Origin of the sequence: Curtobacterium sp. BRD11 (assembly GCF_031844345.1) — a bacterium.
Lineage (GTDB): Bacteria > Actinomycetota > Actinomycetes > Actinomycetales > Microbacteriaceae > Curtobacterium.
In genome coordinates this window covers 121,573-146,705 of the sequence record NZ_JAUZUZ010000004.1, presented here as the reverse complement: position 1 = coordinate 146,705, position 25,133 = coordinate 121,573, and the positions used below count along the sequence as shown (strand labels likewise).

The window sequence follows — 25,133 nt, the reverse complement described above, 5'->3', positions numbered from 1 at the left end:
CGGCGTCGGCAGCCGGCCTGCCGACCCGATCGACACGTGTGCTGCACGTTCGTGCACGCAAGTTGCCCGCCCTCCCACACAGGCGCACCATCGGAGGAGTCCCACGGAACCGACCAAGGAAGCGACGCACCATGTCGAAGAAGACGCAGCCCCGGAAGACGGTCAGCGCGCTCACCGAGCGCCCGAACGCACAGGTCCTCATCGTCGGTGGCGGCATCAACGGCATCGCCACCTTCCGCGACCTCGCCCTGCAGGGGGTCGACGTCGTGCTCGTCGAGCGCGGCGACTACGCCGGCGGGGCCTCGGCCGCGTCGAGCCACATGATCCACGGTGGCATCCGGTACCTCGAGAACGGCGAGTTCCGTCTCGTGCGCGAGAGCGTGCAGGAGCGCAACGGCCTGATCCGCATCGCGCCGCACTACGTGAAGCCGCTGCAGACCACGATGCCGATCTTCTCGACGTTCTCCGGCATCATGAACGCTCCGCTGCGCATGCTCACCCACAAGCAGCGCTCGACCAAGGAGCGCGGTGCCGCGCTCATCAAGATCGGCATGACGATCTACGACTCCTTCTCGCGCGACGGCGGCTCGGTGCCGAAGCACCGCTTCCTCACCAAGAAGGCCGCGCTGGCCGACATGCCGGCACTCAACAAGGACCTCAAGTACACGGGCACCTACTACGACGCCTCGGTGCACGAGCCGGAGCGCCTGGCGCTCGACGTGCTCAAGGACGGCCTCGCCGCCGCGCAGGGCACCGGCAGCGCCGCGACCGCCCGCGCCGTCAACTACGTCGAGGCAGCCGGCACCCGTGACGGCGGCGTCGTCCTCCGCGACCGGGAGACCGGCGAGGACTTCGTGTTCACCGCCGACGTGGTCGTGAACGCGTCCGGCCCCTGGACCGACCTGACGAACCAGGCCTTCGGCGGCGAGACGAAGTTCATGGGCGGGACGAAGGGTTCCCACATCGTCGTCAAGAACGACGAGCTGCTCGAGGCGACCAAGGGCCGCGAGCTGTTCTTCGAGAACAACGACGGCCGCATCGTCCTCATCTACCCGCTCAAGGGCCGGGTGCTCATCGGGACGACGGACATCGACGCGGACCCGTCGAAGCCGGTGACCACGACCGAGGAGGAGATCGACTACTTCTTCGGCCTGGTGAAGCACGTCTTCCCGCAGATCGAGGTCACCCGCGACCACATCGTCTACAGCTACTCGGGCATCCGCCCGCTCCCCCGCCACGAGGACACCGCCCCCGGCTTCGTGTCCCGCGACTACCGGATCGTCGACACCCCGATCGCCGGCCTCCCCGACACCACGGTGCTGAGCCTGGTCGGTGGCAAGTGGACCACGTTCCGCGCCCTGGCCGCGCACCTGTCGAGCGACGTCACCACGAAGCTCGGCACCGCCCGGAAGGTCGACACGACCGGCTTGGCGATCGGCGGCGGCAAGGACTTCCCGACGACCGACGCGCAGCGGGCGCTGTGGATCAAGTCGCACCGTGACGGCCTCGACGAGTCCGTCGTCGAGGGGCTGCTCGAGCGCTACGGCACCCGTGCGGCCGAGGTCGTGGACGTCCTCACCGACGGCCCGGTCGTGCCCCTCGAGTCCGACCCGTCGCTCACGCGGGCCGAGGTCGCGTACTTCGCGCAGCACGAGCAGGCGGTCCACCTGGTCGACGTGGTGCTCCGACGCACGAACCTCGCCTTCGTCGGCGGCGTCACCATCGACCTGCTCGACGAGCTGGCGGACGTGCTCGCCGACACCCTGGGCTGGGACACCGAGGAGCGCGCGGACGAGGTCCAGCGCACGCTCGACGTCCTGCGCGAGTCGCACGGCGTGATCGTGCCGCTGCACACGACGGCGCAGCCCGCGTAGTCCACGCGAGCGCAGACGGACGGGAGGCGCGGTGCCGGCTGGCACCGCGCCTCCCGTCCGTCGCGTGGTCACGCACTCGCGCACCGCTCGGATCACCAGACGCCGCCGTCCTGACGAGACGCCGCCGGATCGGGCGGCGTCTCGCTCGACTGCGGGCGTCTCGAGTCGACGCCGGCGTCTCGGGCACGGCTCGGCCGTCAGAACGCGTCGCCGGTGGGGTCCTGCGCCGTCCGGTCGATGAGGTCCTCGCCGCCGACGGGTTCGCCCTCCCAGTCGACCAGGCGCCAGCCGTCCTCGAAGGACCCCTCGACCTCGACGATCCCGGTGTTCTCGAGGTGCCGCTTCGTGCCGAACTCGTCCGGGGTGTTCTGCGCGACCGCGCTGGCCCAGGTGCGGATCGCCGCGCCGTGGCTGAACGCAGCCGCGACCTCGACCCCGGTCGCGAGGATCTGCCGCACGGCGTCGTCGTAGCGCGCGAAGAAGTCGTCGCCGCTCTCGGCACCGGGCATCCGGCCCGCGCGGTCCCCCGCCGACCAGCCGTGCACGGTCGAGATGTAGAGCTGCACCGAGGTCCGGTCGTGCTTGCCCTGCAGGTCGCCCGCCTCGATCTCACGGAGCCCCGGCAGCACGACGGGTTCGAGCCCGAGCGCCGCAGCGAGGGGCGCGGCGGTGTGCTGCGTCCGGACCATGGACGAGACGAAGAGCCGCTCGATCCCGCGGTCGGCCAGGGCCGCGGGCAGCGCGTCCGCCTGCTGCTGCCCGAGCTCGGTGAGCCCGGGCCCGGGCACCTCGGCGTCGAGGACACCGTTCACGTTCGCGGGGGTCTGGCCGTGCCGGATGAGCAGGAGTCGCATGACCCCACCCTACGGACGGCCGGTGACCTACCCCTGGCGGGCCTTCCAGCGTGGGTCGCGCTTGTTGATGACGTACACGCGACCGCGGCGACGCACGATCTGCGAGCCGGGGATCTTCTTGAGCGCCTTGAGCGAGTTGCGGACCTTCACGGGGGTCTCCTTCCTGCACCGGCTCCTTGTTGAGAACGGTTGTCATGTAGGGTACTCGACATGCGCCCCGCAGCAACCACCCTCGTCACCGCCCTGCACGATGCCGACGCCGTCCGTGTCGCCGGCAGGATCAGCAGCGGCCACCGCATGCACGTCGCCGGCAACGCCCTCGCCGCGGCCCGGGGCATCGCCGCGCGGCGCGACCAGCTCGACCGCGTGTGCGGACCCGACGCCGACCACGACCTCGTCGTGACACTGGCGCCCGAGGTCGACGTCCGCGCGGTCGGCATGATGCTCGCGAACGCCGCGCGCTCGGAGACCGGGGACGACCGGATCCTGCGCCACGTGGTCGCCGTGCTCCGCGCGGACGACGTGGCCCACCTGCTCTGGTCCGACGTGGACGACGCCTTCGTCGCGGCCGAGCGGGTGGTCTCCGTCGTCGAGTACGCCACGGTGATCGCGCTCGACCGGGTCGAGCCGCTGTCCGGGCGACGACGTCGCGCCCTCGTGTCCCTCCTCCACCGCATGGCACCGCACGCGGTGATCGTCGCCGCGCCCGCCGTGCGCAGCGCCCTCGACCTGCCGGCGTCCAACGGCGGCGCAGCACGGCTGCTGGCCTCGGGGGCCGGGTGGATGCGCGCCCTGTCGTCCGACTCCGGCCGGACCGACACCGGGCGCGGTCCGCGGGACGACCTGGTGACCGTGCGGTACCGGGAGCCCCTGCCGTTCCACCCGGGGCGGCTCGCCGACGTCATCGCCGACGACCTCGCGGCGGGGGCGAACGGCCGGGTGCTGCGCTCGAAGGGCTTCTTCCGACTGGCGTCCCGGCCGGACCACGTCGGCTCGTGGTCGAGCTTCGGCGCGATGCTGGCGCTCGACCCGACCGCGAACCCGTCGTGGGACGAGGACGCACCGGTCGGTCAGGCGATCTGGTTCGTCGGCGAGCGCCTCGACGTGCACGCCGTCGAACGCGCGCTGGACGGTGCGCTCCTCACCCCGGCGGAACTGCTCGCCGGGCCCGACGTGTGGCGTCGGTGGCCGGACCCGTTCCCGGTGTGGCCGGCGCTCGACCCGTCGCACGAGCACCGGCACGACTGAGCACCGCGGACGGCCGCCGGCGCGGGCGCCGGCGGCAGCACCGACGGCGGGGCACTGCTCGCCAGGGACGTGGGAACGCCCGGAGACGCGGGTGACGCGCGAACCGCGACGTTGCACGCGTCGATCGACACGTGCAACGTCGCGAACCTGGCACCTGGCACCTGGCACCGCGCGTCGGGCGCCGCGCGCCGCCCCGGGCCCCGGTCACCCGGCGCCGGTCAGCCGCACACCGTCAGCGCTCGGCGGCTGCTTCCGCCTGGTCCTGCGCCGCGAACGGCAGGTCCCCCAGGTCGAGGTTCGGGTTCGTGTCCTGCGTGAGCACGAGCTCGCGGGCCTCGTCCTCGGACTCCACCGCGGGCATCGACCCCGGCAACGGGCGCTGCGACGACTCCCGCATGCAGAACACACCGACCGCTCCGACGACGCTCATCGCGACGAGGAAGTACGCGGGCGCCAGCTGGTCCCCCGTGGCCGTCAGGAGCGCCTGCACGATGAGCGGCGTCGTCCCGCCGAACACCGCGATGGCGATGTTGTAGGCGAAGCCCATGCCGCCGTACCGCGTCGACGTCGGGAAGAGCGCCGGCAGCGACGCCGCCTGGTTCGACACCCACAGCGCGGTCATCAACGCCAGCAGCCCGAGCCCGGTGAGGGTCGACCACTGCGCGCCGTGCCCGATGAGCAGGAAGGCGGGGACGGCGAGCACGACGGTCGTCCCGGCGCCGATCCACATCACGGTGCGGCGACCGATCCGGTCGGACAGCCGTCCGGCGACCGGCAGCATCACGGCGAGCAGCACGAGCACGGGGATGGTGAGCAGCGTGCCGTCGATCGCGGAGTAGCCGAGCGAGTCGGTGAGGTACGTCGGCATGTACGAGGTCAGCGCGTAGCCGACCGTGTTCGATGCGCCGACGAGCATGATCGCGATGACGATGGGGCGCCAGTGGTCGCGCACCATGACGAGCACGTTCGCCGGTCGGCCGCCCGCTGCGGCCTCGCGGTCCGACGCGGCGGCCTCCTGCGCGGCCTGGGTCGCCTGGAACACCGGCGACTCCTCGATGCGCAGGCGGAACCAGATCGCGACGACGCCGATCACGCCGGCGAGCAGGAACGGCAGGCGCCAGCCCCAGGCGGTCATCGTCTCCTCGCCCAGGGTCACCTGCAGGACGGTCACCACGGTCGCACCGAGCGCGAAGCCCATGTAGCTGCCGAAGTCGAGGATGCTCGCGAAGAAGCCGCGCCGACGGTCCGGGGCGTACTCGGTCACGAACGTGGTGGCCCCGGCGTACTCACCACCGGTCGAGAACCCCTGCGCGAGCTTCAGCACGACGAGCACCACCGGAGCGACCGCACCGATGGTCGACCACGCCGGCAGGACCCCGATGAGGAAGGTCGACGACGCCATCAGGATCAGCGTCGTGGCGAGCACCTTCTGACGTCCGAGCCGGTCCCCCAGCCGCCCGAACACGATCCCGCCGAGGGGCCGCGCGACGTAGGTCGCCGCGAACACCCCGAGACTGAACAGGATCTGCACCGACGGTTCGGCCGTGGGCAGGAACACCCGGCCCATCGTGACCGCCAGGTAGCCGTAGACCCCGACGTCGTACCACTCCATCGTGTTGCCGACGACCATGCCGCTGACGGCCCGGCGCATCATGCTCCGGTCGACCACCGTGACGTCACTGACGCGCAGACGTCGGGGTGGTCGGGTGCTGGTACTGCTGGGGTCGGAACCCATTCGCGATCTCCTCGTGGTGGGGCGGGCCGGTCGGTACCGGCCCGGGACAGCCAGCAACGCTAGGGAGCACGAGGCCGGGCACTGCCACGGGATTCACAGGGAACGGCGTGTCACCCGGACGGGGGTCCCGCCCGATCCGCATGCCCGTGCCGATGGGGCGCGAGGTCACGAGCCGGTAACGTCTGCCCCATGGCGATCCGACCGGACACGAAGAACTGGACCTGGGTGATCGGCGCGGCGTGCCCCGAGTGCGGCTTCGACGGCGCAGCCCTCGCCTTCCGCGACGTCCCTGCCGTGATCACGGAGAACACGGCGGCCTGGCCGGAGCAGCTCGCCCGTCCGGACGTCCGGCAGCGCCCGGACGACCACACGTGGTCGCCGCTCGAGTACGGCGCACACGTCCGCGACGTCCACCGGAAGATGACCGAACGCCTCCGCGTCGTGCTCTCCGAGGACGGCCCGGCCTTCGCGAACTGGGACCAGGACGCCACCGCCGTCGAGGAGCGGTACGGCGAGCAGGACCCGGCGGTCGTCTCCCGCGACCTGACCGAGGCGGCTCGCGACGCCGCGGCCGCGTTCGCCGCGGTACCGGACGACGCCCTCGGGCGGACGGGCCGGCGGTCGGACGGCAGCGTCTTCACGGTCGCGACCCTCGCGACCTACTACGCGCACGACCCGGTGCACCACCTGTGGGACGTCCGCAGGACCGCCCGCACGACCGACTGACGGTCGGGACACGGGACGGACGGGAGGCGCGGCACCGGCCCGCACCGCGCCTCCCGTCCGTCGACGGTGCCGTCCCGACGGCGGGCGGCACGCGCACGGGCGACGCGGCCGAGGGTGCCGCTGTGCGCGGCCGGGTCAGGCGAGCGCGTCGAGCAGGGCGCGCGCGGTCGCGGCGTCGCTCACCAGCTCGTTGACCATGCCGGCGCGGACCGCGCCGACGATGCTCGGCACCTTCGCCGCCCCCACGGCCACACCGACCGCGTGCGGGACGCCGGCCAGGACGTCGCGCGAGGTCCGGACCATGCGCTCGCTGCCGGGGAACTCGATCGGCGAGCCGTCCGCGGCGAAGAAGTTGAGGCAGACGTCACCGGCGGCCTGGTCGAACACGGCGTCCTCGACCGGGATCCCCCGTGCCAGCGCGTCGCGGGTCGGGGTCGGTGCGCCGACGCCGAGGATCGCACCCTTGGCCCGCCCCCACAGCCCGACCACGTGCTGGAAGGCGGGGTCCTCGTCGAGGGTGGCGCGCATCGCGGCGGACGGCAGGGCCTGCGCGAAGAGGAAAGCCGGGATCGCACCGGAGTGCTCGGCAGCGGTCCGCGTGATCTCGTTCGTCTGGAACCAGGGCATCGGGTCCGCCTGGCCGCCCACCGTCGGGACGATCTGGACCCCGGCCAGCGGCGGCATCCCGGCGTGTGCGACGTCGTACACGGTGCGACCGGAGGACATCAGCACGGCGTCGCCGGGCGTGAGCCCCATGCCCTCGACCGCGGTCGCGATGGGGGCGGCCAGGTCGGCACCGAGCGTCGCCTGGTGCGTCACGGCGGCCAGGTGCACGGCTCGGAGTCCGAGCACGACCTGCAGGCGCTCGGCCAGTGCGACGGTCTCGTCCTGGAAGGGGTCCACGACGTCGATCCGGACGAGTCCGGCGCGGCGGGCCTCGGCGACGAGACGGCTGACCGTGGGACGGGAGACCCCCAGGCGCGACGCGATCTCGACCTGGGTGGCGTCCTCGAGGTAGTACATCCGCGCCGCCTGGTACACGGTGTCGAGCGGGAAGCGGGCCCGGGCCCCCTCGGCGCCGGTGGTGCTCTCGGAGGACATGCTGCGGACCCTTCGGATCGGTCGGACACTCGGATCGTAGTCCGACCGGGGGTCACCGGATCGTGAACCCGCCGTCCACGCGCAGGTCGGCGCCGTTCACCATCGCGGCACCGTCGCTCGCCAGGAACAGCACCGCGGCGGCGATCTCGGCGGGGGTGGCGAAGCGACCGGTCGGGATCTCGTCCTGGTGGCGGAGCCCCGCCTCGTTCGCCCAGGCCGCCCGGCCGAGGTCGGTGAGCACGACGGTCGGCGAGACGGTGTTGACCGTGACCCCGCGTCCGCCCCACTCGAGTGCGAGCACCCGGGTCAGCCCGAGGACGCCGGCCTTCGACGCGCAGTACGCCGCGTGCCGGTCGAGGCCGACGTGTGCCGCCTGCGACGCGATGTTCACGATCCGACCGCTGCCCGCCGCGAGCATGTGCCGCCCGACCGCCTGCGCCAGCCGGAAGGTCCCGGTCAGGTTGACGTCGAGCGTGCGCGCCCACGCGCCGCCGTCCAGGTCCTCCGCTGCGTCGAGCGCGACGATGCCGGCGCAGTTCACCAGCACCTCGATCGACCCGGCGGCGTCGACGACCTGCTGGACCGCCGCCGAGACGGAGGCGTCGTCCGTGACGTCGCAGGCGAGCCCGAGGTGCGCACCGGTGGGGACGTCGGGCAGCCCGGCGGCTGCAGCGGCCGAGGCGTCCGTCCGGACGTCGACGATCGCGACCCGGGCCCCGCGCGACGCGAAGGCGTGGGCGATCGCGTTGCCGATGCCGGACGCCCCACCCGTGACGACCGCCGTGCGGCCCGTCAGGTCGTTCGTCAGCTCGACGGCGTCGGGGCCCGGTCGGAGTGCGGCGGCGAGGTCGGTCTCGGTGGCGGTGGTCATGGTCGCTCCCTTGCGATGCGCGGTCGTGGTGTCGGAACGATAGCAGAAATTGTGTTCTGGACATCTGTTCCCGAGCGTGTACAGTCGTCGCCGAACCATCGGAACGGGCACACCGCCCGGCTGACCAACGGAGGACCAGCTCATGTCGACGACGACGACCGAGACCCCGGCGCAGGGCGACGCGCACCGCGAGATCCCGACCACGATGCGTGCCGTGGTGGTCCACGGTCCGGGCGACTACCGACTCGAGGAGCGTCCGGTCCCGCAGCCCGGACCGGGTGAGCTCCTGCTCCGCACCGACGCCGTCGGCATCTGCGCGAGCGACCTGAAGTGCTACCACGGCGCGGCGAAGTTCTGGGGCGACGAGAACCGCCCGGCATGGGCGGAAGCCGACCGGATCCCCGGCCACGAGTTCGTCGGGACGATCGTCGCCGGCGCCGACGACGCGCTCGCGAAGCGCGGTGTGGCACTCGGCGACCGCATCGCCTGCGAGCAGATCGTGCCGTGCTGGGAGTGCCGCTACTGCCTCGAGGGCGCCTACTGGATGTGCAACGTCCACGACATGTTCGGCTTCAAGGGCTTCGACGGCGCGATGGCCGAGTACGTGCTCGTGCCGAGCGGCGCCCTGACGCACCCGGTCGACCGCGCGCTGCCGGGCCAGGTCGCCGCCTTCGCGGAGCCCCTCTCCTGCGCCTTCCACGCCGTCGAGCGCGGCGACATCCGGTTCGGCGACACGGTCGTCATCGCCGGCGCCGGTCCGATCGGTCTCTCCGCGATCGCCGGCGCCCGCCAGAAGAACCCGCTGCGGATCATCGCGCTCGACGTCGTCGACGAGAAGCTCGCGCTCGCCCGCAAGGTCGGTGCCGACCTGACGATCAACATCGCGCACGAGGACGCCGTCGCCCGGGTGAAGGAGCTCACCGACGGCTACGGTGCCGACGTCTACATCGAGGCCACCGGCCACCCGTCCGCGGTACCGCAGGGCCTGAACCTGCTCCGCAAGCTCGGCACGTTCGTCGAGTACTCGGTCTTCAAGGACGCCGTCTCCGTCGACTGGTCGATCATCTCCGACGACAAGGAGCTCGACGTCCGCGGGGCACACCTCGGCCCGCACACCTGGCCGGCGGCGATCAAGCTGCTCGAGTCCGGCACGCTGCCGATGGACGAGATCTGCACGCACCAGTTCCCGCTCGAGGACTTCCAGCAGGCACTGGACCTGGTCGGCGACTCCGCCGGTGCGTCCGTCAAGGTGTCCATCATCCCGTCGCTGTCCGCACCGACCACGTCCGCGCCGACCACGTCCGCCGCGCGGGCCTGACACCCGAGGAGTCCCCGCGATGTCGACGACGACCGCGCGCACCACCGCCTCCACGCCCACCGCCGGCCGGTCCGAGGGCCGGCTGGACCGGATGGGGATCCCCCGTCCGCTCGCCCTCGGCTTCGTCTCCGTGCTGGTCTTCATGACCGGCAACGGCGTCGAGTCGAACTTCATCACCCCGCACATGGTCGCGGTGCTCGGCAGCCCCGAGGCCACCGTGGCGACGATCGTGACGTTCTACAGCCTCGCCGCCCTGATCGGCAGCTACGTCTCCGGCGCCCTGTCCGACCTGGTCGGTCCGCGCCGGGTGATGATCCTCGGCTTCGCCGTCTGGGTCGTCTTCGAGGTGCTGTTCCTGCTGGCCCTGAACGTGCAGAGCGTGCCGTTCGCCGCCGTCGCGTACGCCCTGCGCGGCTTCGGCTACCCGCTGTTCGCGTTCGCCTTCCTGGTGTGGGTGAACATCACGACGCCGGTGGAGCGCAACGGCTCGGCGGTCGGCTGGTTCTACGTCGCCTTCACCGGTGGGCTGCCGACCCTCGGCTCGCTGTTCGCCATCGGGGCGATCCCGGTGTTCGGCGGCGGCACGGTCGGCGAGGCGGGCGCCATGGTCGCGTCGATCGGCCTCGTGGTCGTGGGCTTCCTGATCATGCTGTTCGGCGTCCGCCTGCCCAACGGCTTCACGCGGATCGCACCCGCCGGTGAGAGCGCCTGGCGCGTGATGACGAGCGGGATCCGCCTCACCGCCACCCGGCCGAAGATCCTGATGGGCTTCCTCGTCCGCCTCATCAACACCGCGCCCGAGTTCGGCATGTTCGTCGTGCTGCCCGCGATCATCGCGAACGACCGCGGGTGGGGCCAGAGCCGCTGGCTGCTCATGACCGTCTGCGTCTACGCGACGAACATCCTGGTCAACGCCCTGTTCGGATGGGTCGGCGACCGGATCGGTTGGCAGCGCACGGTGAAGTGGTTCGGCATCGTGGGCTCGGCGACCGGGCTCGTCGCCTGGTGGTACGTGCCGCAGCTCGTGCCCGCGGGCTCCGACTGGGGCTACGTGCTCTCGGTCGTCGCCGGCTGCGTGTTCGGCTGCCTGCTCGCCGGCTTCGTCCCGATGGGCGCGATCATGCCCGCGCTCGCCCCGGAGCACAAGGGTGCCGCGATGGCGATGTACACCACCGCTGCCGGTGGCGCGGCGTTCCTCGGCACCGGCGTCGTCGCCGCGGTCTTCGCGCTCGGCGGCGGCGGCCAGGCGGTGACCTGGACCTTCGTCGGCCTCTACGCCTGCGCCTTCGTGATGATCCACTTCCTCGACGTGCCCCAGGGACGCCCGCACCGCGGCACCCGCTGAGGCCCGCCGAGCCGACCCCGGGCGGCGGTGGCCGTCCCGCCGCCGCCCGGTCCCCCGACCCGTCCCCTCCGACCCGACCGACGCACCCGGTCGTCCGACCCGATCCTGACCCCATCCACCGGACCCCGGTCCACCGCACGACAGGAACGCACGCCATGACCACGATCCACGACGACCCCGAGGACTTCGCCGACGACCAGCTGGCCGGCTGGCTCGCCCTGTACGCCGACCGGGTACGCGGCGTGCACGGCGGGGTGGTCGCCCTCCCGACCGAGGGCGCCGACCGGCAGGTCGCCGTCGTGGTCGGCGGCGGATCCGGGCACTACCCCGCGTTCTGCGGCGTCGTCGGCCCCGGCGTCGCCACCGGCGCCGTCGTCGGCAACGTCTTCACCTCGCCGTCCGCGGCCCAGGTGTACTCGGTGGCCAAGGCCGCCGACCAGGGCCGCGGCGTCGTGCTGTCGTTCGGCAACTACGCCGGTGACACGATGAACTTCGGCCTCGCCGCCGAGCGCCTGCGCGCCGAGGGCATCGACACGCGCATCGTCGTGGTCACCGACGACGTCGCGAGCGCCGACGAGGTCGCGCAGCGGCGGGGCATCGCCGGCGACTTCTCGGTGTTCAAGGCGATGGGTGCCGCCGCGGCGGCGGGACTCGACCTGGACGAGGTGGAGCGCGTCGGCACCGCGGCGAACGCCGCCACCCGGACGATCGGCGTCGCGTTCTCGGGCTGCACCATGCCCGGCGCCACCGAACCGCTCTTCTCCGTCCCGGACGGACACCTCGGCCTCGGCCTCGGCATCCACGGTGAGCCGGGCATCCGGGACGTCCCGGTGCTGCCCGCGCGGGAGCTCGCCGCACTGCTCGTCGAGCGGCTGGTCGCAGAACGCCCCGAGGGCGCCGGGCCGCGGGTCGCACCGATCCTCAACGGCCTGGGCGACACCAAGTACGAGGAGCTCTTCCTGCTCTGGGGCCGCGTGCTGCCGCTCCTCGAGGACGCCGGGCTCGAGGTCGTCGAGCCCGAGGTCGGCGAGCTCGTCACCAGCCTCGACATGGGCGGCTGCTCGCTCACGCTGCAGTTCCTCGACGACGAGCTCGAACAGTACTGGCGCGCGGACGCCTACACGCCGGCGTACCGCAAGGTCGCCGCTCCGGTCGCGGCGCTCGTGCCGGCCGACGCGGTGGCCGAGGCCGAGGCGGAGGCGACCGTCGTGCCGGACGCGACCGAGGCCTCCCGGCGGGCAGCCGAGACCGCCCGCGCAGCCGTGGTGGCGATGGACGCGCTGCTCCGCGAGCACGAGGAGACCCTCGGGCGCATCGACGCGGTCGCCGGCGACGGCGACCACGGGCGCGGCATGGTCAAGGGTGTCTCGGCGGCTCGCCGGTCCGTCGAGCAGACCGACCCGGCCGCGGGTGTCGCCTTCGTGCTCGGTCGGGCGGGTGACGCCTGGGCAGCGTCCGCCGGCGGGACGTCCGGTGTGCTCTGGGGCGCGGCCCTCGAGTCCTTCGGTCGTGCCCTCGGCGACGACCGGGAGACGTACGGTCCGGCCGACGTCGTGGCTGCCGCGCAGGCGTTCGCGGACTCGATCGTCCACCTGGGCGGCGCGGCCCGCGGCGACAAGACGCTGCTCGACGCACTGCTGCCCTTCGTCGACCGGCTGAGGTCCTCGGTCGACGACGGCGCCGACCTGCCGGCGGCCTGGCGGACGGCAGCGCGGGTCGCCGTCGAGCAGGCGGAGGCGACGGCGGACCTGCGGCCGAAGGTCGGGCGGGCCCGACCCCTGGCCGAGAAGAGCGTGGGGACGCCCGATGCGGGCGCCACCTCGATGGGGATGGTCCTCACACGGATCGGCGAGGTGCTCGCCGACCGCGCACGACGCGAAGGAGTGGACGCATGACGCTACGACTGGTGGTGGGCTCGGACGACGCGGGCTTCGACTACAAGGAGGTCATCAAGCGGGACCTCGAGGCCGACGACCGCGTGGCCAGCGTGGTCGACGTGGGCGTGGACGCGGACGGCCACACGGCGTACCCGCACGTCGCCGTCGACGCCGCCCGGATGATCGCGGACGGCGAGGCCGACCGAGCGATCCTGGTCTGCGGCACCGGGCTCGGCGTCGCGATCAGCGCGAACAAGGTCCCCGGCATCCGGGCCGTCACGGCGCACGACTCGTTCAGCGTCGAGCGGTCGGTGCTGTCGAACGACGCCCAGGTGCTCTGCATGGGCCAGCGGGTCGTCGGCATCGAGGTCGCCCGGCGGATGGCGAAGGAGTGGCTCGGGTACACGTTCGACCCGTCGAGCGCGAGCGCGGAGAAGGTCGCCGCGATCTGCGGCTACGACGGCTCCGCGCCCGTCGGCACCGACGCCGGAGGCGCAGCCGGCACCGACGCCGGAGGCGCAGCCGGCACCGACGCCGGGGTCACCGCCACCGCGTGACCTGACGCCGGTCGCCCCCTCGGGACCGCCAGCGCACCCGCCGGACCGGCCGGTGCGGTGGCGGTCCCGTCGTCGCGCTGGCGGCGCGCCAACCGGTGCACGACCGGCACGGTCGCCTCGTAGAGCTCCCGGTAGTCCCGGTACCCGAGGTCGTACCGCTCGGAGGCCACCGGATCCGGTTCGATGACGACCGCCGGCGGGTTCCAGGCGCGGATGTCGACGCGGTCCGCGCCGTCGACGAGCAGCGCGGCCAGGTACGCCGTGCCGAAGCACGCCCAGTTGTGACGGACGGGATGGTCTGCGGGAGCCCCGTGACGTCCGACACGATCTCCGGCCACAGTCGTCCGAGCACCCCGCCGCCGGCACCGACGAGTTCGTGCACGTCGATGCCGGCCCCGCCCAGCACCTCGAGGTTGTGGCGGACCGCGTAGGCCGTCCCCTCGAGCGTCGCGCGGTAGAGGTCACCACGCGTGTGCCGGACCGTCAGCCCGGCGACCACTCCGCGGGCGTCCGGGTCCGCGATCGGGGTCCGCTCCCCGGCGAAGTAGGGCAGGACGAGCAGTCCCCCGGCGCCCGGACCGGCGGCCCGCGCCTCGGCGAGGAGTGCTGCACGGTCGCCGTCGACGAGCCGCCGGAGCCAGTCGGTGACGGCGCCGGAGGTCGCGGTGCCCCCCGCGACGCAGGGCTGCCCAGGGCGGGTCCCGACCGTGGTCCACAGACCCGGGACCGACGTCGGCCGGTCGGTGGGCGCGATGAGGAACATCGTCGACCCGTACTGCAGGAACACCCGCCCCGGCGCGGGGACGCCGGAGCTGACCCCCTCGGCCCACGCGTCGATGGTCCCCGCGATCACCGGGATCCCGGCCGGGAGGCCCGTGGCTGCGGCCGCGGCGGCCGTCACGTCACCGGCCCGGTCACCGGGCCAGAGCAGCCGCGGCATCCGCAGACCGGGCGCGAGCCGCGCGCACCACTCGTCGATCCAGCGCTCGGCGTGGACGTCGTACAGCGGGGTCGTCTGGCTCGCCGAGTGGTGGTCGAGGACGTACTCGCCGGTGAGCTGCTCGACGATCCGCGACGAGGGCATCGTGAACCGTCGGGCACGACGCCACGTGTCGGGTTCGTTCCGGGCGAGCCACGCGAGCTTCACCCCGGCGGCCTGGGTGCTGAGCCCGCTGCCGCACCGGGCACGGACGGCGTCGTCACCGCCCAGCTCCGCCGCGACCTCGTCGAGCATGTCCGCCGTGCGGGTGTCGACCCCGTAGAGGATCGCGGGCCGCAGCGGCCGTCCGTCCTGGTCCGACAGCAGGACGCACGGACCGATGCCGCTGACCCCGACCGCCTCGACCCGCGCGTGCGGGACCCGCGCGAGCAGCTCGGTCGTCAGGTCCACGAACTCGGCCCACCAGGCGTCGCCGTCCATCTCGACCCGCCCCTCGACGGGGCGGTCGACGCTGTGCTCCCGGCAGCCCTCGGCGAGCACCCTGCCGTCGAACCCGGCCAGCAGCGCCTTCGTGCTCGAGGTACCGATGTCCAGTCCGAGGACCGCGCGCATGCCGTCTCCTTCGCCGCCGTGTCGTCCCGTCGCCGGGCGGACCGATCCTACGAGTGCCGGGCACCGGGACGACAGCCGCGGACGCCCAGCCGACTGTCGGCAGCCCGACGTACGGTGCTCGCGACCCACCGCTCCACCGAAGGGGACACGATGCAGAAGTCAGCCTGGCTGCCCGCCGCGATCGCGCCGGTCGTCGTCGCCGGCGTCATCGCCGCGCCCGTGATCGCGAACGCCGCTGCCGGACCGGTGGCGGGCTCGGACCCCACCGCGGCCGAGGTCCTCGCGAGCATCGCGGGGTCCCGGGACGCGCAGTACTCCGGCACGATCGCGCAGACGAGCGACCTCGGGCTGCCGGAGCTCCCCTCGGGCAGCGGCGGCTCCTCGCTCGAGGGCGACGCGTCCGACGTGCTCGGACTGCTCACCGCCGGGCACACCGCGCGGGTGTACGTCGGTGGCGAGGACGAACAGCGCTTCCAGCTGACCCGGCAGCTCGCGGAACAGGACGTGGTCCGGAACGGGTCCGACGTGTGGACCTGGGACTCGAAGGAGCGCACGGCGGTGCACCTGACGCTCCCCGCTGACGCCGACGCCCCCACCGCCGGCGCGACCACGCCGGCGCAGGCGGCCGAGCGTGCGGTCGACGCCATCACCCCGAGCACCCGGGTGTCCGACCCGACGACGATCCGCGTCGCCGGACACGACGCGTGGCAGGTCACCCTGACGCCGAGGTCCGACGACACCCTGGTCGGCTCGGTCCGGCTCGCCGTCGACCAGCAGACCGGCCTGCCCCTGCGCGTCACCGTGACCGCAGCCGGGCAGCAGGACCCGGCGTTCCAGGTCGGGTTCACGAGCCTCGACTACGGCGCGCCCGACGCTCGCCTGTTCGACTTCACCCCGCCGTCCGGCGCCGAGGTCACGACGAAGGACCTCTCGGACGCCCACCAGCACGGGCAGGGCGGTCGGGCACACGGCGACGACCGGAGCGGCGTCGGACCGACGGTGACCGGCTCCGGGTGGGACAGCGTCGTGGAGCTGCCCGCCGGCGACACCGCCGGACCTGGTCCGGACTCCGACGCCTCGGCGCTCCTCGACCAGGTGACGAAGCCCGTCGACGGCGGCCGCGCACTGCAGACGTCGCTCGTGTCGGTCTACCTGACGGACGACGGCCGGGTGTTCGCCGGCGCCGTCCCGGTGTCCGCGCTGGTCGCCGCCGCCAAGTGACGACAGCCCCGCAGCCGGACCGGGCGGCGACGGAGCCCGGCCGGCCCGTTCCCGACCTCGCGATCCGGACGCAGTCGCTCGTCAAGGTGTTCCGCCGGCAGCGCGCCGTCGACGGGATCGACCTGGCCGTCCCGCGCGGATCGGTCTTCGGGTTCCTCGGTCCGAACGGCTCCGGCAAGACCACCACCATCCGGATGCTCCTCGGACTGTCGGCGGCGACGAGCGGCACGATCGAGGTGCTCGGCCGTGCGGTACCGGGCGCGTTGCAGGAGGTCCTCCCCCGCGTCGGCGCGCTCGTCGAGGGTCCGGCCGCCTACCCGTACCTGTCCGGTCGGGCGAACCTGCAGCGGTTCGACGCGGCGGACCCGACCTCCGACCCGCGCACCCGCCACGACCGTGTCGCGGCGGCGCTCGAGCGCGTCGGGCTCGGCCACGCCGCCGACAAGAAGGCACACGCCTACTCGCTCGGCATGAAGCAACGCCTCGGCCTGGCGGGCGCACTGCTCGCGCCGCGTGACCTCCTCGTGCTCGACGAGCCGACGAACGGCCTCGACCCGCAGGGGACCCGCGAGGTCCGCAACCTCATCCGCTCGCTGGCCGACGACGGCACCACGGTCTTCGTGTCGAGCCACCTGCTCGCCGAGATCGAGCAGGTCTGCACGCACGCCGCGGTGATGCGGAGCGGGCGCCTCGTGGCGCAGGGCTCCCTCGACGAGCTCCGGGCGACGGGCGGACGGACCCTGACCGTCCGGACCCCCGACGTGGGCGAGGCCTCGGCGGTGCTCGTGCGGTTGGGGCTCTCCCCGCGTCGGGACACCGGTGCGGACGTCCTGGTCGCCGACCTGCCCGACGACGTCCTGCCCGAGACCGTCACGGCCGACCTCGTCCGTGCCGACGTCCGGGTCCGGGGCGTCGCGGTGGGCGGCGGCACCCTCGAGGACCTGTTCGTCGCGCTCACCGGAGAGGGGTTCGATGTCGCAGCCTGAGCCCGTCCGCCGTCCCGTCCGCCCCTTCGCCCTGCTCGGGTCGGAGCTCGCGCTGCTGTTCCGGCGCCGCCGGACCTGGGCGATGCTCGGTGCCCTCGCCCTGGTCCCGGTGCTCATCGCGATCGCGGTGCGCCTGACCACCGACGGTGACTCCGGTGGTCCCGCGTTCCTCGGGGACATCACGAACAACGGCCTCTTCGTCGCGTTCACCGCGCTCACCGTGTCGATCCCGCTGTTCCTGCCCCTGACCGTGGGGGTCGTGTCGGGGGACACGGTCGCGGGCGAGGCATCGCACGGCACGATCCGCTACCTGCTGGTGGCCCCGACCGGCCGCCTGCGGTTCATCCTGGTCAAGTACGCCGCCACGGTCGCGTTCTGCCTGGCCGCGACGCTCCTCGTCGTGCTCGTCGGCGCGGCGATCGGCGCACTGCTCTTCCCGATCGGCCCGGTGACCCTGCTGTCGGGGACGCAGGTCGGCGGCTGGTCGTACGCCGGCCGCGCACTGCTCCTCGCGCTGTACGTGGCCCTGTCGATGCTCGGGCTGGCCGCGATCGGGCTCTTCGCCTCGACGCTGACGACGGTGCCGGTCGGGGCGATGGCCGCGACGGTCGTGCTCGCCGGGGTGTCGCAGGTGCTCGACCAGCTCCCGCAGCTCGACCGGCTGCACCCGTTCCTGTTCTCGCACCTGTGGCTCGGCTTCGGCGACCTGCTCCGCGACCCGATCGCGTTCGACTCCTTCGGGGCGAACGCGCTGCTGCAGCTCGGCTGGGTGGCCGTGTTCGGGGCGCTGGCGTACGGACGGTTCGCGACGAAGGACGTCCTCAGCTAGCCGACGCACGCTCTCCCGCGCACGCATCGGGCCCGGCCTCCTGCCGGAGACCGGGCCCGATCGTCGCGCGTGTGGTTCAGGCCTCCGGGCTCGCCGACCCGCCGGCCATCGTCTCGGTGTCCGCGCCTCGTGCATCGGCGTAGCGGTCGCGCAGGTCACGCGCCTTCTCCGAGCGGTACCAGTCGAGTCGCGCACCGGTCTCCACCGTCTGCATGCCGATCACGACCTTGCCGCGGGAGCGCATCTCGGCCAGGTCCTCGTAGGCGTCGACGATGTACTCGAACGGGTAGAAGCCCGAGATGAGCACCTGCACGCGGCGGTCCTGCACGGCCTTGCCGAGCAGGGTGAGCAGGTCACGGGCCTCCTCGTCGTCGGCCGGTGCCCGCAGGAACCGGATCTCGACGTCGCGGCGGTGCTCGGAGGTCACCAGCCGCTCCGACGGCACGCCGAGCCGCGATGCGAGGTCCGCTGCACCGCCACCGCCGTGGTTGTCGATGAACGCGGTGATCGGCCGGCCGGCCGCCATCTGCCGGATGCGGTCCTCCTCGCCTTCGCCGTACGCGACCGGCAGCGTACCGATCTGCCGCAGGTAGTCGTGGTTCCGCGGGCTGCCGAGGGCGATGACGGTCGCGCCGGCATCGTGCGCCAGCTGGCACTCGATGTGCCCGACACCGCCGGCAGCGGCGGAGATCACGACGGTGTCGTCGGGCCCGAGACGGAGTCCGCGGACGATCGTCGCGGCGGTGGCGCCGGCCAGGTAGAGGCCGCCGGCGACCTCCCACCCGACGTGCTCGGGCTTCTTCACGACCGCACCGCGGGGCACGCGGATCCAGGTGGCGTGGGCACCGCCCTCGGGCGCGTGGCCCATCACCTCGTCGCCGACCTTGAGGTCACGGACCTCGGCGCCGCGGGCCCGGACGATGCCGGCGAAGTCGACGCCCTGGTGGGCAGGGAACTCGAGGTCGATGTGGTCGCGCAGCTTCCCCTCGCGGAGGAACCGCTCGACGTGGTTCAGGCCGGCGGCGACGACCTCGACGACGACGTCGCCGGGTCCGGGCTCGGGACGTTCCTGCGGGACGAGGTCGACGACGTCGAACCCGCCGTACCGGTCGTACTGCACTGCACTACCGATGCGCATGGGGGACTCCTTCCGTGGGCATGGCTCCGGTGTACTCGCGACGCCGGAACGGTGTCCGTAAGCGAGGGGTACCAGGCGCCGTCAGCGCGCGGCGGGCCCCGCCTGCTCCGCGATCCGTGCCACCGTCTCGGCGTCGAGCGCGAAGGCGAGCACGTCGCGGTCCGGGTCGGGGACGCGGACCGGTGTCGACCAGACGGAGCCGTCGGTGGCGACGTCGACGACCAGTGCGCCGTGGGCGACGTGGGCGGACTCCTCGGCGTACGGTCCGACGACGTCCGTGTCGTTCGCGACCCCGGGCGCGACGAGCACCGGGACGCCGGCGAGCGACCCGGCGCTGTGGTGGTGCTGGTGCCCGCCGAGCACCACCCGGACGTCCGAGCCGTCGAGGAGCTCGGCGAGGTCCTCGGGGTCCTGCAGGCGGAGGGCCTCGTGCAGCAAGGTCGGCGAGGGCACCGGCGGGTGGTGGAGCACGACGACCGTGCCGTGCGGGACGGGCTCGCCGATGAGCGCCGCGCGGAGTCGCTCGAGCGCGGTGTCGCTGAGCGCGCCGTAGCCGGCACCGGGGACGCTCGTGTCGACCGTCACCACGCGGAAGCCGGCGACGACCGACTGCCCGGAGACCGGCACGGACGGCGGGACGTACTCCATCGTGTGCGCGAGCGGCGTGCCGCCCTCCCCGAGGACGTGGCCGTTCGCGAGGACCTGGCGGAAGCCCTCGCGGAGGTCGTGGTTGCCGGGGACCAGGACGAGTGCGGCGCCGTGCCGCTGCGCCCAGGCGCCGATCCGCTCGCGAGCGGTGCGGTAGGACGCGGGACTCCCGTCCTCGGACACGTCCCCCGAGACCACGACCAGGCCGACGCCCGGGACCCCGTCGACGTGCGCGAGCACCGCGTCCAACGCCGCCGTCGTGTCGACCGACCCCTGGTGCAGGGCACCGTCACCGGTCAGGTGCGTGTCGGAGAGGTGGAGGATGCGGAGGGTCCCGGCTGCTGGCGGCTGCATGGGCCTCACCGTAGCGACGCCGGTGATCGACGGACTGGACGGCGGGTCGGTGTTGCCTGGTGATCGACGGACCGGACGGCGGGTTAGCGTTGCCCGGTGACCGACGCTCCGATCGACCTGCGCTCCGACACCGTGACCCGCCCGACGCCTGCGATGCGCCGAGCGATGGCCGACGCCGAGGTCGGTGACGACGTCTTCGGCGAGGACCCGGAGACGAACGCCCTCGAGCGCGAGGTCGCCGACCTGCTCGGCCACGAAGCCGGGCTCTTCACCCCGACCGGCTCGATGGCGAACCAGCTCGGGCTGCGGCTGCACGTCGCGCCGGGCGAGGAACTCCTGGCGGACGTCCGGGCCCACGTCGTCCGCGCCGAACTCGGTGCCGCGGCGGTGTTCTCCGGCATCACGACGCGCACGTGGCCCTCGGAGCGCGGACGCCTCGTCGCGGCGGCGGTCGCGGAGGTGGCTGAGCCGAACGCCGGCGCCTACAGCGTGTCCACGACGGCGATCGCGATCGAGAACACGCACAACTTCGGTGGCGGGACCGTGCAGCCCGTCGACGAGGTGCACGCCGTGCAGGCGTTCGCGCGGGAGCACGGCATCGCGGTGCACCTCGACGGTGCCCGGTTGTGGAACGCCCACGTCGCGTCGGGGATCGCGCTGCGCGACCTCGCCGCGGGGTTCGACACCGTGTCGGTCTGCCTGTCGAAGGGGCTCGGCGCGCCGGTCGGCTCGGTGCTCGTCGGCTCCCGGGAGCACGTCGCCGCGGCCCGCACCTGGCGGAAGCGCTACGGCGGGGGCATGCGGCAGACGGGCTTCCTGGCCGCGGCGGGTCGGTACGCGCTCCGGCACCACGTCGACCGTCTCGCCGAGGACCACACCAACGCCCGGGTGCTCGCGTCCGCGCTCGACGTCGACCCCGCGACCGTCGACACGAACATCGTCTTCGCCGAGGTGACCGATCCGGCAGCCTTCGTGGCCGCGGCCGCCGAGCGGGACGTGCGGGTGATGCAGCTCGGCCCGAGGCACGTCCGGCTCGTGACGCACCTCGACGTCAGCGCCGAGCAGGCCGCCCGTGCCGCCGAGGTCCTGGCGGCGCTCCTCCGCTGAGGGGCCGCGAGCGGCCGCCGGGCGCTCGCGTCCCGCGCCCGGTCAGTCGCACATCCAGCGCGAGCCGAAGGCGTCGTGGACCCGACGCAACGCGTCCGGGGTCCCCCACTCCTGGACATCGACGCAACCAGGACCGGCCTGCGCCGCGACGACGCCGAACCGCCCGACACCGCTGTACGCGTACCGGACGCCCGACGCGGCAGCCTGCGAACCGGTGCCGAGCGATCCCCCCGGCAACTGCAGCTGGCCTCCGTCGGGGAAGACGAGCACCTGACCGGTCGGCTCGCACGCTGGCGGGTCGTCGGACGCCAGGGCGGAGACCGAGACGGGTGCTGCGCCGTTGCACACCGGGAGCGGGGCCGCGTCGCTGCCCGTCAGGGTGAGGACACCCTCCTCCGGACCGACGGCGACGCACCCGGTGCACAACACCGCGAGCAAACCGAGGACCGTGGGAACGAGGACGGGTCGGATCGTCACGGGCCCAGTCTGCCGCGGACCGAGCCGCGGTGTCACTGATCGGCCCAGGGGGGGTCGGCGGTCGGTCGGTCGGTCGGTCGGTCGGGTTCAGCGGTACACGTCACGGCGGTGGCCGATGACCAGCACGAGGACCACCAGACGATCGTCGACGATCTCGTAGACGATCCGGTGGTCGCCCACACGGACCCGGAACTCGCCCGGCCGGCCGACCAGCGCGGTCGACCCTGGCGGACGCGGCGTCGTGCGGAGCAGGACCAGGGCGGCGAGCAACCGCCGCTGCACGACCCGGTCGAGCTTCGTCAGCGCCTTCGCGGCACGCTTGGTCAGCTCGACCCGGTACTCGACGGGCGAGGCTTCACCCAAGCGTGATGCCCAGCTCGCGGGCGACCTGCTCGAGGGGCAGCGTCTCCGGGTCCTCCGCGAGTTCCCGCCGAGCGCGATCGACAGCGGCCCGGTCCATCGCGTCCTCGAGCGCCTGCAGTGCCCGGCGAGCCAGTTCCGCCTCGAGCACGACGACCTGCTCGCGGCCGCGGACCGTGATGGCGACCGGTTCGCGGTGCGCATGGTCGATGAGGTCGGACCATCGCTGGCGTGCTTCACTCGCGGGCAGGTTGTACATGTACCGATCGTACGACTCGTACGTCCGGTCGGGAAGGGCTCGGTGGGAGCGGATCGGCGGTCAGGTCGCGACGGCGGGGGTCTCGGCGGGCAGCGGGAAGGCCAGCGGATCGGCGTGCACGAGGTCGAGCGCACGCGCGACGGCGCCGAGGACCACGACGTCGCCGCCGAGCCGCGACGGCACGACCTCGGGCGTCGGGTCGTACTCCCAGGCAGCCAGGTGCTCGCGCGCCCGCTCGATCACGGGAGCGGCGGCGTCGGCGATCGCACCGGCGACCACCACGCGGTCGATGTCGAGCAGGCTCGCGAGCAGGACGCAGACCCGGGCGAGGCGGTCCCCAAGGCGGTCGACGACCTCGAGCGCCACCGGGTCGAGCAGCGCGGCGGCGGCGAACACCGCCTCGGCGCCCGGCTCCTCGACGCCGCCGAGCAGGGAGGCCGGACCGATGCGCCCGTCGGCCCGCGCCGCGCGGACGAGCTCGCGGGCGGTGCGCCCGATGCCGTTCGACGAGGCCACCCCGTCGACCAGGTCGAGCACCCGGAGCTCACCGGCACCGCCCCGGGCACCGCGGAGCAGCACGCCGTCGACGACCAGGCCGGCGCCGAACCGCTCGCCCGAGAGCAGCGCCGCGAACGAGGCGTCCCCCGAGGAGGGCCGTTCGGCCAGCGCGGCGGCGTTCGCGTCGTTCTCGACCACGACGACACCGTGGGGCACGACGTCCGAGAAGCCCGGGTTCATGCTGTCCCAGAAGCCGCCGTCGCGGGGTGACGCACCGAGCGCGTCGACCGGAGCCGGGATGCCGACCACCGTCACGAGCACGCGGGCGGCGTCCACGTCGGCCGCGGTGAGTGCCGCCGCGACGGTGTCGGTCGTCACACTGAGCCGGACGGGCACCTCGAGCCCGGATTCGCCGAGCGCCCCCTCGGTGCGGGCGAGGACGGCGCCGCGCAGGTCGGCGACGAGCGCGGTGACGCGGTGCTGCCCCGCGTCGACGCCGACGACGACCCCGGCGTCCGCGACGAGTTCCCAGCGCCGGGCGGGCCGGCCCTTCCGGTACTCCCCTGCCGTGCGGGCGTCGTCGAGGTCGCGGAGCCAACCGAGCCGGACGAGCTCCGCGCACGCGGCGAGGACGGTCGAGCGGGTCAGCCCCGTGGCGTCGATCGCCTCGGTCGCCGTGAAGGCACCGGACGACGGCTCGAGGGCGTACGCCAGGACCGTCTCGGCGCTGGTCGCGCGGGGGGTCACACGGCGCTGTGGCATGCGCCGACCCTACCGCGACGCGACTTGCTTGCGCGATTAGATTTTCTGAGTACATTTAGTCGCGCGAGCCGACACCGACGCCGGCACGCGAGTCGGAACGGCAGGGACGCCGGGTCCGGACGGACGGAGACGACGTGCAAGCACACGCCACCACCAGGAGCACGGCCGGGGTCACCCGCCGCGGGTTCCTGCTCGGTGCGGGCGGCATCGGCGCGGGCCTGGCACTCGCCGGGTGCGCCCCGCTCGGAGGATCGAGCAGCCGACCCGAGACGATCACCTTCTACGTGTCGAAGCCCGAGGTCATCGGGTACTTCGACGACGTCATCGCGAAGTTCCACGACAGCCAGTCCAAGATCCGCGTGGTCCGCGACTCGACGTCGAACATGTCCGCGAACTTCGTCCGGAACCGACCGCCGGACCTCGGGTGCCTGAACTACAACTACGCGATGGTGTCGTTCGTCGAGCACGGGGCCCTGACCGACCTGTCCGACCTGCCCGAGAAGGACACGATCAACCCCGACCTCTGGCCCCTGATGCGCCAGACCGCGGACTACCCGGGCCGGACGAGCGTCCTGCCCTACTCGGTGACCGCCGCGTCGGTGATCTACGACAAGCAGCTGTTCGCGCAGCAGGGTCTCGAGGTGCCGACGACCTGGAGCGCGTTCACCGACGTGTGCGAGCGTCTCGTGAAGGCCGGGATCACCCCGATGTACGGCACGTACAAGGACAACTGGACGATCGCCCAGGGCATGTTCGACTACTCGGTGGGCGGCATGCTCGACGTGCCGTCGACCTTCGCGGCGCTCGACCGCGAGGGCACCTCGGTCGGCAGGGGGTCGGCGGTGTCGTTCGAGAAGGACTTCGCCGCTCCCGTCGGCCGCATGGTGGACCTGCTGCAGTGGCACCAGCAGGGCGCCGCCAGCCGGGGCTACGGCGACGGCAACCTCGCGTTCGCGCAGGGGAAGGCGGCGATGTACCTGCAGGGCCCCTGGGCGCTCGGCGAGATCGCGAAGACGAACCCCGACATGGACCTCGGCACCTTCCCGTTCCCGGCGACCGACGACCCCGCCGACAACAAGGTGCGCGTCAACGTCGACCTCGGGCTCTGGATCCCCGAGGCCTCACGGAAGCAGGAGGCCGCCCGCGAGTTCCTGTCCTTCCTGATGAGCCCGGAGATCAGCGACCGGTACAACGCCGACAACAACGGCTTCGGTGTGCGGAAGGACTCCCCTCCGGTCTCGAACCCCGCGCTCCGCGGCATGCAGGACTCGTACGACCAGGCCGCGTTCTACCTCGGCGCCTCGCAGCTCATCCCCGCCGAGATCCCGGTGGCGAACTACCTGCAGTCCATCGCCTTCGGCGGTGCGCCCGACCCGCAACTCCGCACCCTCGACGGCGACTGGGCGCGGCTCGCGCTCCGGTCGGCCGCGTAAGGA

General features: G+C 73.1%; 24 protein-coding genes. 12 read left to right on the top strand and 12 right to left on the bottom strand.

Translation table 11 applies throughout. The features are described 5' to 3' along the window. Positions 1 to 131: 131 nt before the first annotated feature. On the top strand, positions 132 to 1,874 hold the full coding sequence (locus Q9R28_RS10695; RefSeq protein WP_311206062.1) for a glycerol-3-phosphate dehydrogenase/oxidase: 1,743 nt from the start codon (positions 132 to 134) through the stop codon (positions 1,872 to 1,874). Between the two features lie 197 nt (positions 1,875 to 2,071). On the opposite strand, the gene Q9R28_RS10690 is transcribed toward Q9R28_RS10695, so the two are convergent. Continuing rightward, positions 2,072 to 2,728 (bottom strand): histidine phosphatase family protein, encoded by a 657-nt coding sequence (locus tag Q9R28_RS10690; protein ID WP_066655482.1) that lies wholly within the window; start codon positions 2,726 to 2,728, stop codon positions 2,072 to 2,074. Positions 2,729 to 2,755: 27 nt separating this feature from the next. After that, the gene (ykgO, locus tag Q9R28_RS10685) at positions 2,756 to 2,878 is read right to left on the bottom strand and encodes a type B 50S ribosomal protein L36 (RefSeq protein ID WP_058743312.1); all 123 of its coding nucleotides are present in this window, start codon (positions 2,876 to 2,878) and stop codon (positions 2,756 to 2,758) included. A 60-nt stretch (positions 2,879 to 2,938) separates the two neighbouring features. On the opposite strand from ykgO, the gene Q9R28_RS10680 reads away from it, so the two are divergent. Continuing rightward, on the top strand, positions 2,939 to 3,976 hold the full coding sequence (locus tag Q9R28_RS10680) for a GTP-binding protein (protein ID WP_066655485.1): 1,038 nt from the start codon (positions 2,939 to 2,941) through the stop codon (positions 3,974 to 3,976). 232 nt (positions 3,977 to 4,208) lie between these two features. Here the strand turns inward: Q9R28_RS10680 and Q9R28_RS10675 are convergent, their stop codons facing one another. Beyond that, the gene (locus Q9R28_RS10675) at positions 4,209 to 5,711 is read right to left on the bottom strand and encodes an MFS transporter (protein WP_311206061.1); all 1,503 of its coding nucleotides are present in this window, start codon (positions 5,709 to 5,711) and stop codon (positions 4,209 to 4,211) included. 189 nt (positions 5,712 to 5,900) lie between these two features. On the opposite strand from Q9R28_RS10675, the gene Q9R28_RS10670 reads away from it, so the two are divergent. Continuing rightward, complete coding sequence (locus tag Q9R28_RS10670; RefSeq protein ID WP_311206060.1) at positions 5,901 to 6,437, top strand: DinB family protein; 537 nt, start codon at positions 5,901 to 5,903, stop codon at positions 6,435 to 6,437. Positions 6,438 to 6,572: 135 nt separating this feature from the next. On the opposite strand, the gene Q9R28_RS10665 is transcribed toward Q9R28_RS10670, so the two are convergent. After that, positions 6,573 to 7,538, bottom strand: a complete 966-nt coding sequence (locus tag Q9R28_RS10665) for a sugar-binding transcriptional regulator (protein WP_209684965.1) — start codon at positions 7,536 to 7,538, stop codon at positions 6,573 to 6,575. Positions 7,539 to 7,590: 52 nt separating this feature from the next. Beyond that, complete coding sequence (locus Q9R28_RS10660; protein WP_271826878.1) at positions 7,591 to 8,409, bottom strand: GolD/DthD family dehydrogenase; 819 nt, start codon at positions 8,407 to 8,409, stop codon at positions 7,591 to 7,593. 142 nt (positions 8,410 to 8,551) lie between these two features. Between Q9R28_RS10660 and Q9R28_RS10655 the strand changes: the two genes are divergently transcribed. From Q9R28_RS10655 to Q9R28_RS10640, 4 genes are all read left to right on the top strand, one after another. Continuing rightward, entirely contained in the window at positions 8,552 to 9,727 is a 1,176-nt protein-coding gene (locus tag Q9R28_RS10655) for a zinc-binding dehydrogenase (RefSeq protein ID WP_209684963.1), read from the top strand. Positions 9,728 to 9,746: 19 nt separating this feature from the next. Further along, positions 9,747 to 11,072, top strand: a complete 1,326-nt coding sequence (locus Q9R28_RS10650; protein WP_311206059.1) for an MFS transporter — start codon at positions 9,747 to 9,749, stop codon at positions 11,070 to 11,072. 155 nt (positions 11,073 to 11,227) lie between these two features. Next, positions 11,228 to 12,967, top strand: a complete 1,740-nt coding sequence (locus Q9R28_RS10645) for a dihydroxyacetone kinase family protein (protein ID WP_311206058.1) — start codon at positions 11,228 to 11,230, stop codon at positions 12,965 to 12,967. Next, a complete protein-coding gene (locus tag Q9R28_RS10640) occupies positions 12,964 to 13,506 on the top strand; it encodes a ribose-5-phosphate isomerase (RefSeq protein WP_311206057.1) in 543 nt (180 codons plus the stop codon). Before Q9R28_RS10645 ends, Q9R28_RS10640 begins: the two co-directional genes overlap by 4 nt. Here Q9R28_RS10640 and Q9R28_RS10635 read toward each other — a convergent pair. Continuing rightward, positions 13,490 to 15,058 carry an FGGY family carbohydrate kinase gene (locus tag Q9R28_RS10635; RefSeq protein WP_311206056.1) on the bottom strand — a complete coding sequence of 523 codons (1,569 nt, stop codon included), beginning with the start codon at positions 15,056 to 15,058 and terminating at the stop codon, positions 13,490 to 13,492. The genes Q9R28_RS10640 and Q9R28_RS10635 overlap by 17 nt on opposite strands. Before the next feature lie 150 nt (positions 15,059 to 15,208). Between Q9R28_RS10635 and Q9R28_RS10630 the strand changes: the two genes are divergently transcribed. Genes Q9R28_RS10630 through Q9R28_RS10620 form a run of 3 tightly spaced genes read left to right on the top strand, consistent with a single transcriptional unit; the run spans position 15,209 to position 18,094 of the window. Then, positions 15,209 to 16,279: a sigma-E factor regulatory protein RseB domain-containing protein gene (locus tag Q9R28_RS10630; RefSeq protein ID WP_311206055.1), complete on the top strand. Its 1,071-nt coding sequence runs from the start codon at positions 15,209 to 15,211 to the stop codon at positions 16,277 to 16,279. Then, positions 16,276 to 17,265, top strand: a complete 990-nt coding sequence (locus Q9R28_RS10625) for an ATP-binding cassette domain-containing protein (RefSeq protein WP_311206054.1) — start codon at positions 16,276 to 16,278, stop codon at positions 17,263 to 17,265. Before Q9R28_RS10630 ends, Q9R28_RS10625 begins: the two co-directional genes overlap by 4 nt. Then, positions 17,252 to 18,094, top strand: coding sequence for an ABC transporter permease (locus tag Q9R28_RS10620; protein WP_209684958.1), 843 nt, complete (start codon positions 17,252 to 17,254; stop codon positions 18,092 to 18,094). Before Q9R28_RS10625 ends, Q9R28_RS10620 begins: the two co-directional genes overlap by 14 nt. Before the next feature lie 76 nt (positions 18,095 to 18,170). On the opposite strand, the gene Q9R28_RS10615 is transcribed toward Q9R28_RS10620, so the two are convergent. Beyond that, complete coding sequence (locus Q9R28_RS10615; RefSeq protein ID WP_081984992.1) at positions 18,171 to 19,232, bottom strand: NADP-dependent oxidoreductase; 1,062 nt, start codon at positions 19,230 to 19,232, stop codon at positions 18,171 to 18,173. Positions 19,233 to 19,313: 81 nt separating this feature from the next. After that, the gene (locus Q9R28_RS10610; RefSeq protein WP_311206053.1) at positions 19,314 to 20,234 is read right to left on the bottom strand and encodes a metallophosphoesterase; all 921 of its coding nucleotides are present in this window, start codon (positions 20,232 to 20,234) and stop codon (positions 19,314 to 19,316) included. A gap of 96 nt (positions 20,235 to 20,330) precedes the next feature. Here Q9R28_RS10610 and Q9R28_RS10605 point away from each other — a divergent pair, with 96 nt between their 5' ends. Then, positions 20,331 to 21,341, top strand: coding sequence for a low specificity L-threonine aldolase (locus tag Q9R28_RS10605; protein WP_081984994.1), 1,011 nt, complete (start codon positions 20,331 to 20,333; stop codon positions 21,339 to 21,341). 42 nt (positions 21,342 to 21,383) lie between these two features. Here the strand turns inward: Q9R28_RS10605 and Q9R28_RS10600 are convergent, their stop codons facing one another. From Q9R28_RS10600 to Q9R28_RS10585, 4 genes are all read right to left on the bottom strand, one after another. Then, positions 21,384 to 21,818: a hypothetical protein gene (locus Q9R28_RS10600; protein WP_209684956.1), complete on the bottom strand. Its 435-nt coding sequence runs from the start codon at positions 21,816 to 21,818 to the stop codon at positions 21,384 to 21,386. A gap of 87 nt (positions 21,819 to 21,905) precedes the next feature. Then, positions 21,906 to 22,181, bottom strand: a complete 276-nt coding sequence (locus tag Q9R28_RS10595) for a type II toxin-antitoxin system RelE/ParE family toxin (protein WP_066655542.1) — start codon at positions 22,179 to 22,181, stop codon at positions 21,906 to 21,908. Further along, the gene (locus tag Q9R28_RS10590; RefSeq protein WP_066655545.1) at positions 22,174 to 22,437 is read right to left on the bottom strand and encodes a type II toxin-antitoxin system prevent-host-death family antitoxin; all 264 of its coding nucleotides are present in this window, start codon (positions 22,435 to 22,437) and stop codon (positions 22,174 to 22,176) included. Before Q9R28_RS10590 ends, Q9R28_RS10595 begins: the two co-directional genes overlap by 8 nt. A 60-nt stretch (positions 22,438 to 22,497) precedes the next feature. Next, positions 22,498 to 23,697, bottom strand: coding sequence for an ROK family protein (locus Q9R28_RS10585; RefSeq protein WP_251154547.1), 1,200 nt, complete (start codon positions 23,695 to 23,697; stop codon positions 22,498 to 22,500). A gap of 134 nt (positions 23,698 to 23,831) precedes the next feature. Between Q9R28_RS10585 and Q9R28_RS10580 the strand changes: the two genes are divergently transcribed. Next, positions 23,832 to 25,130, top strand: coding sequence for an extracellular solute-binding protein (locus tag Q9R28_RS10580; RefSeq protein ID WP_311206052.1), 1,299 nt, complete (start codon positions 23,832 to 23,834; stop codon positions 25,128 to 25,130). The last annotated feature ends 3 nt before the right edge of the window (positions 25,131 to 25,133 follow it).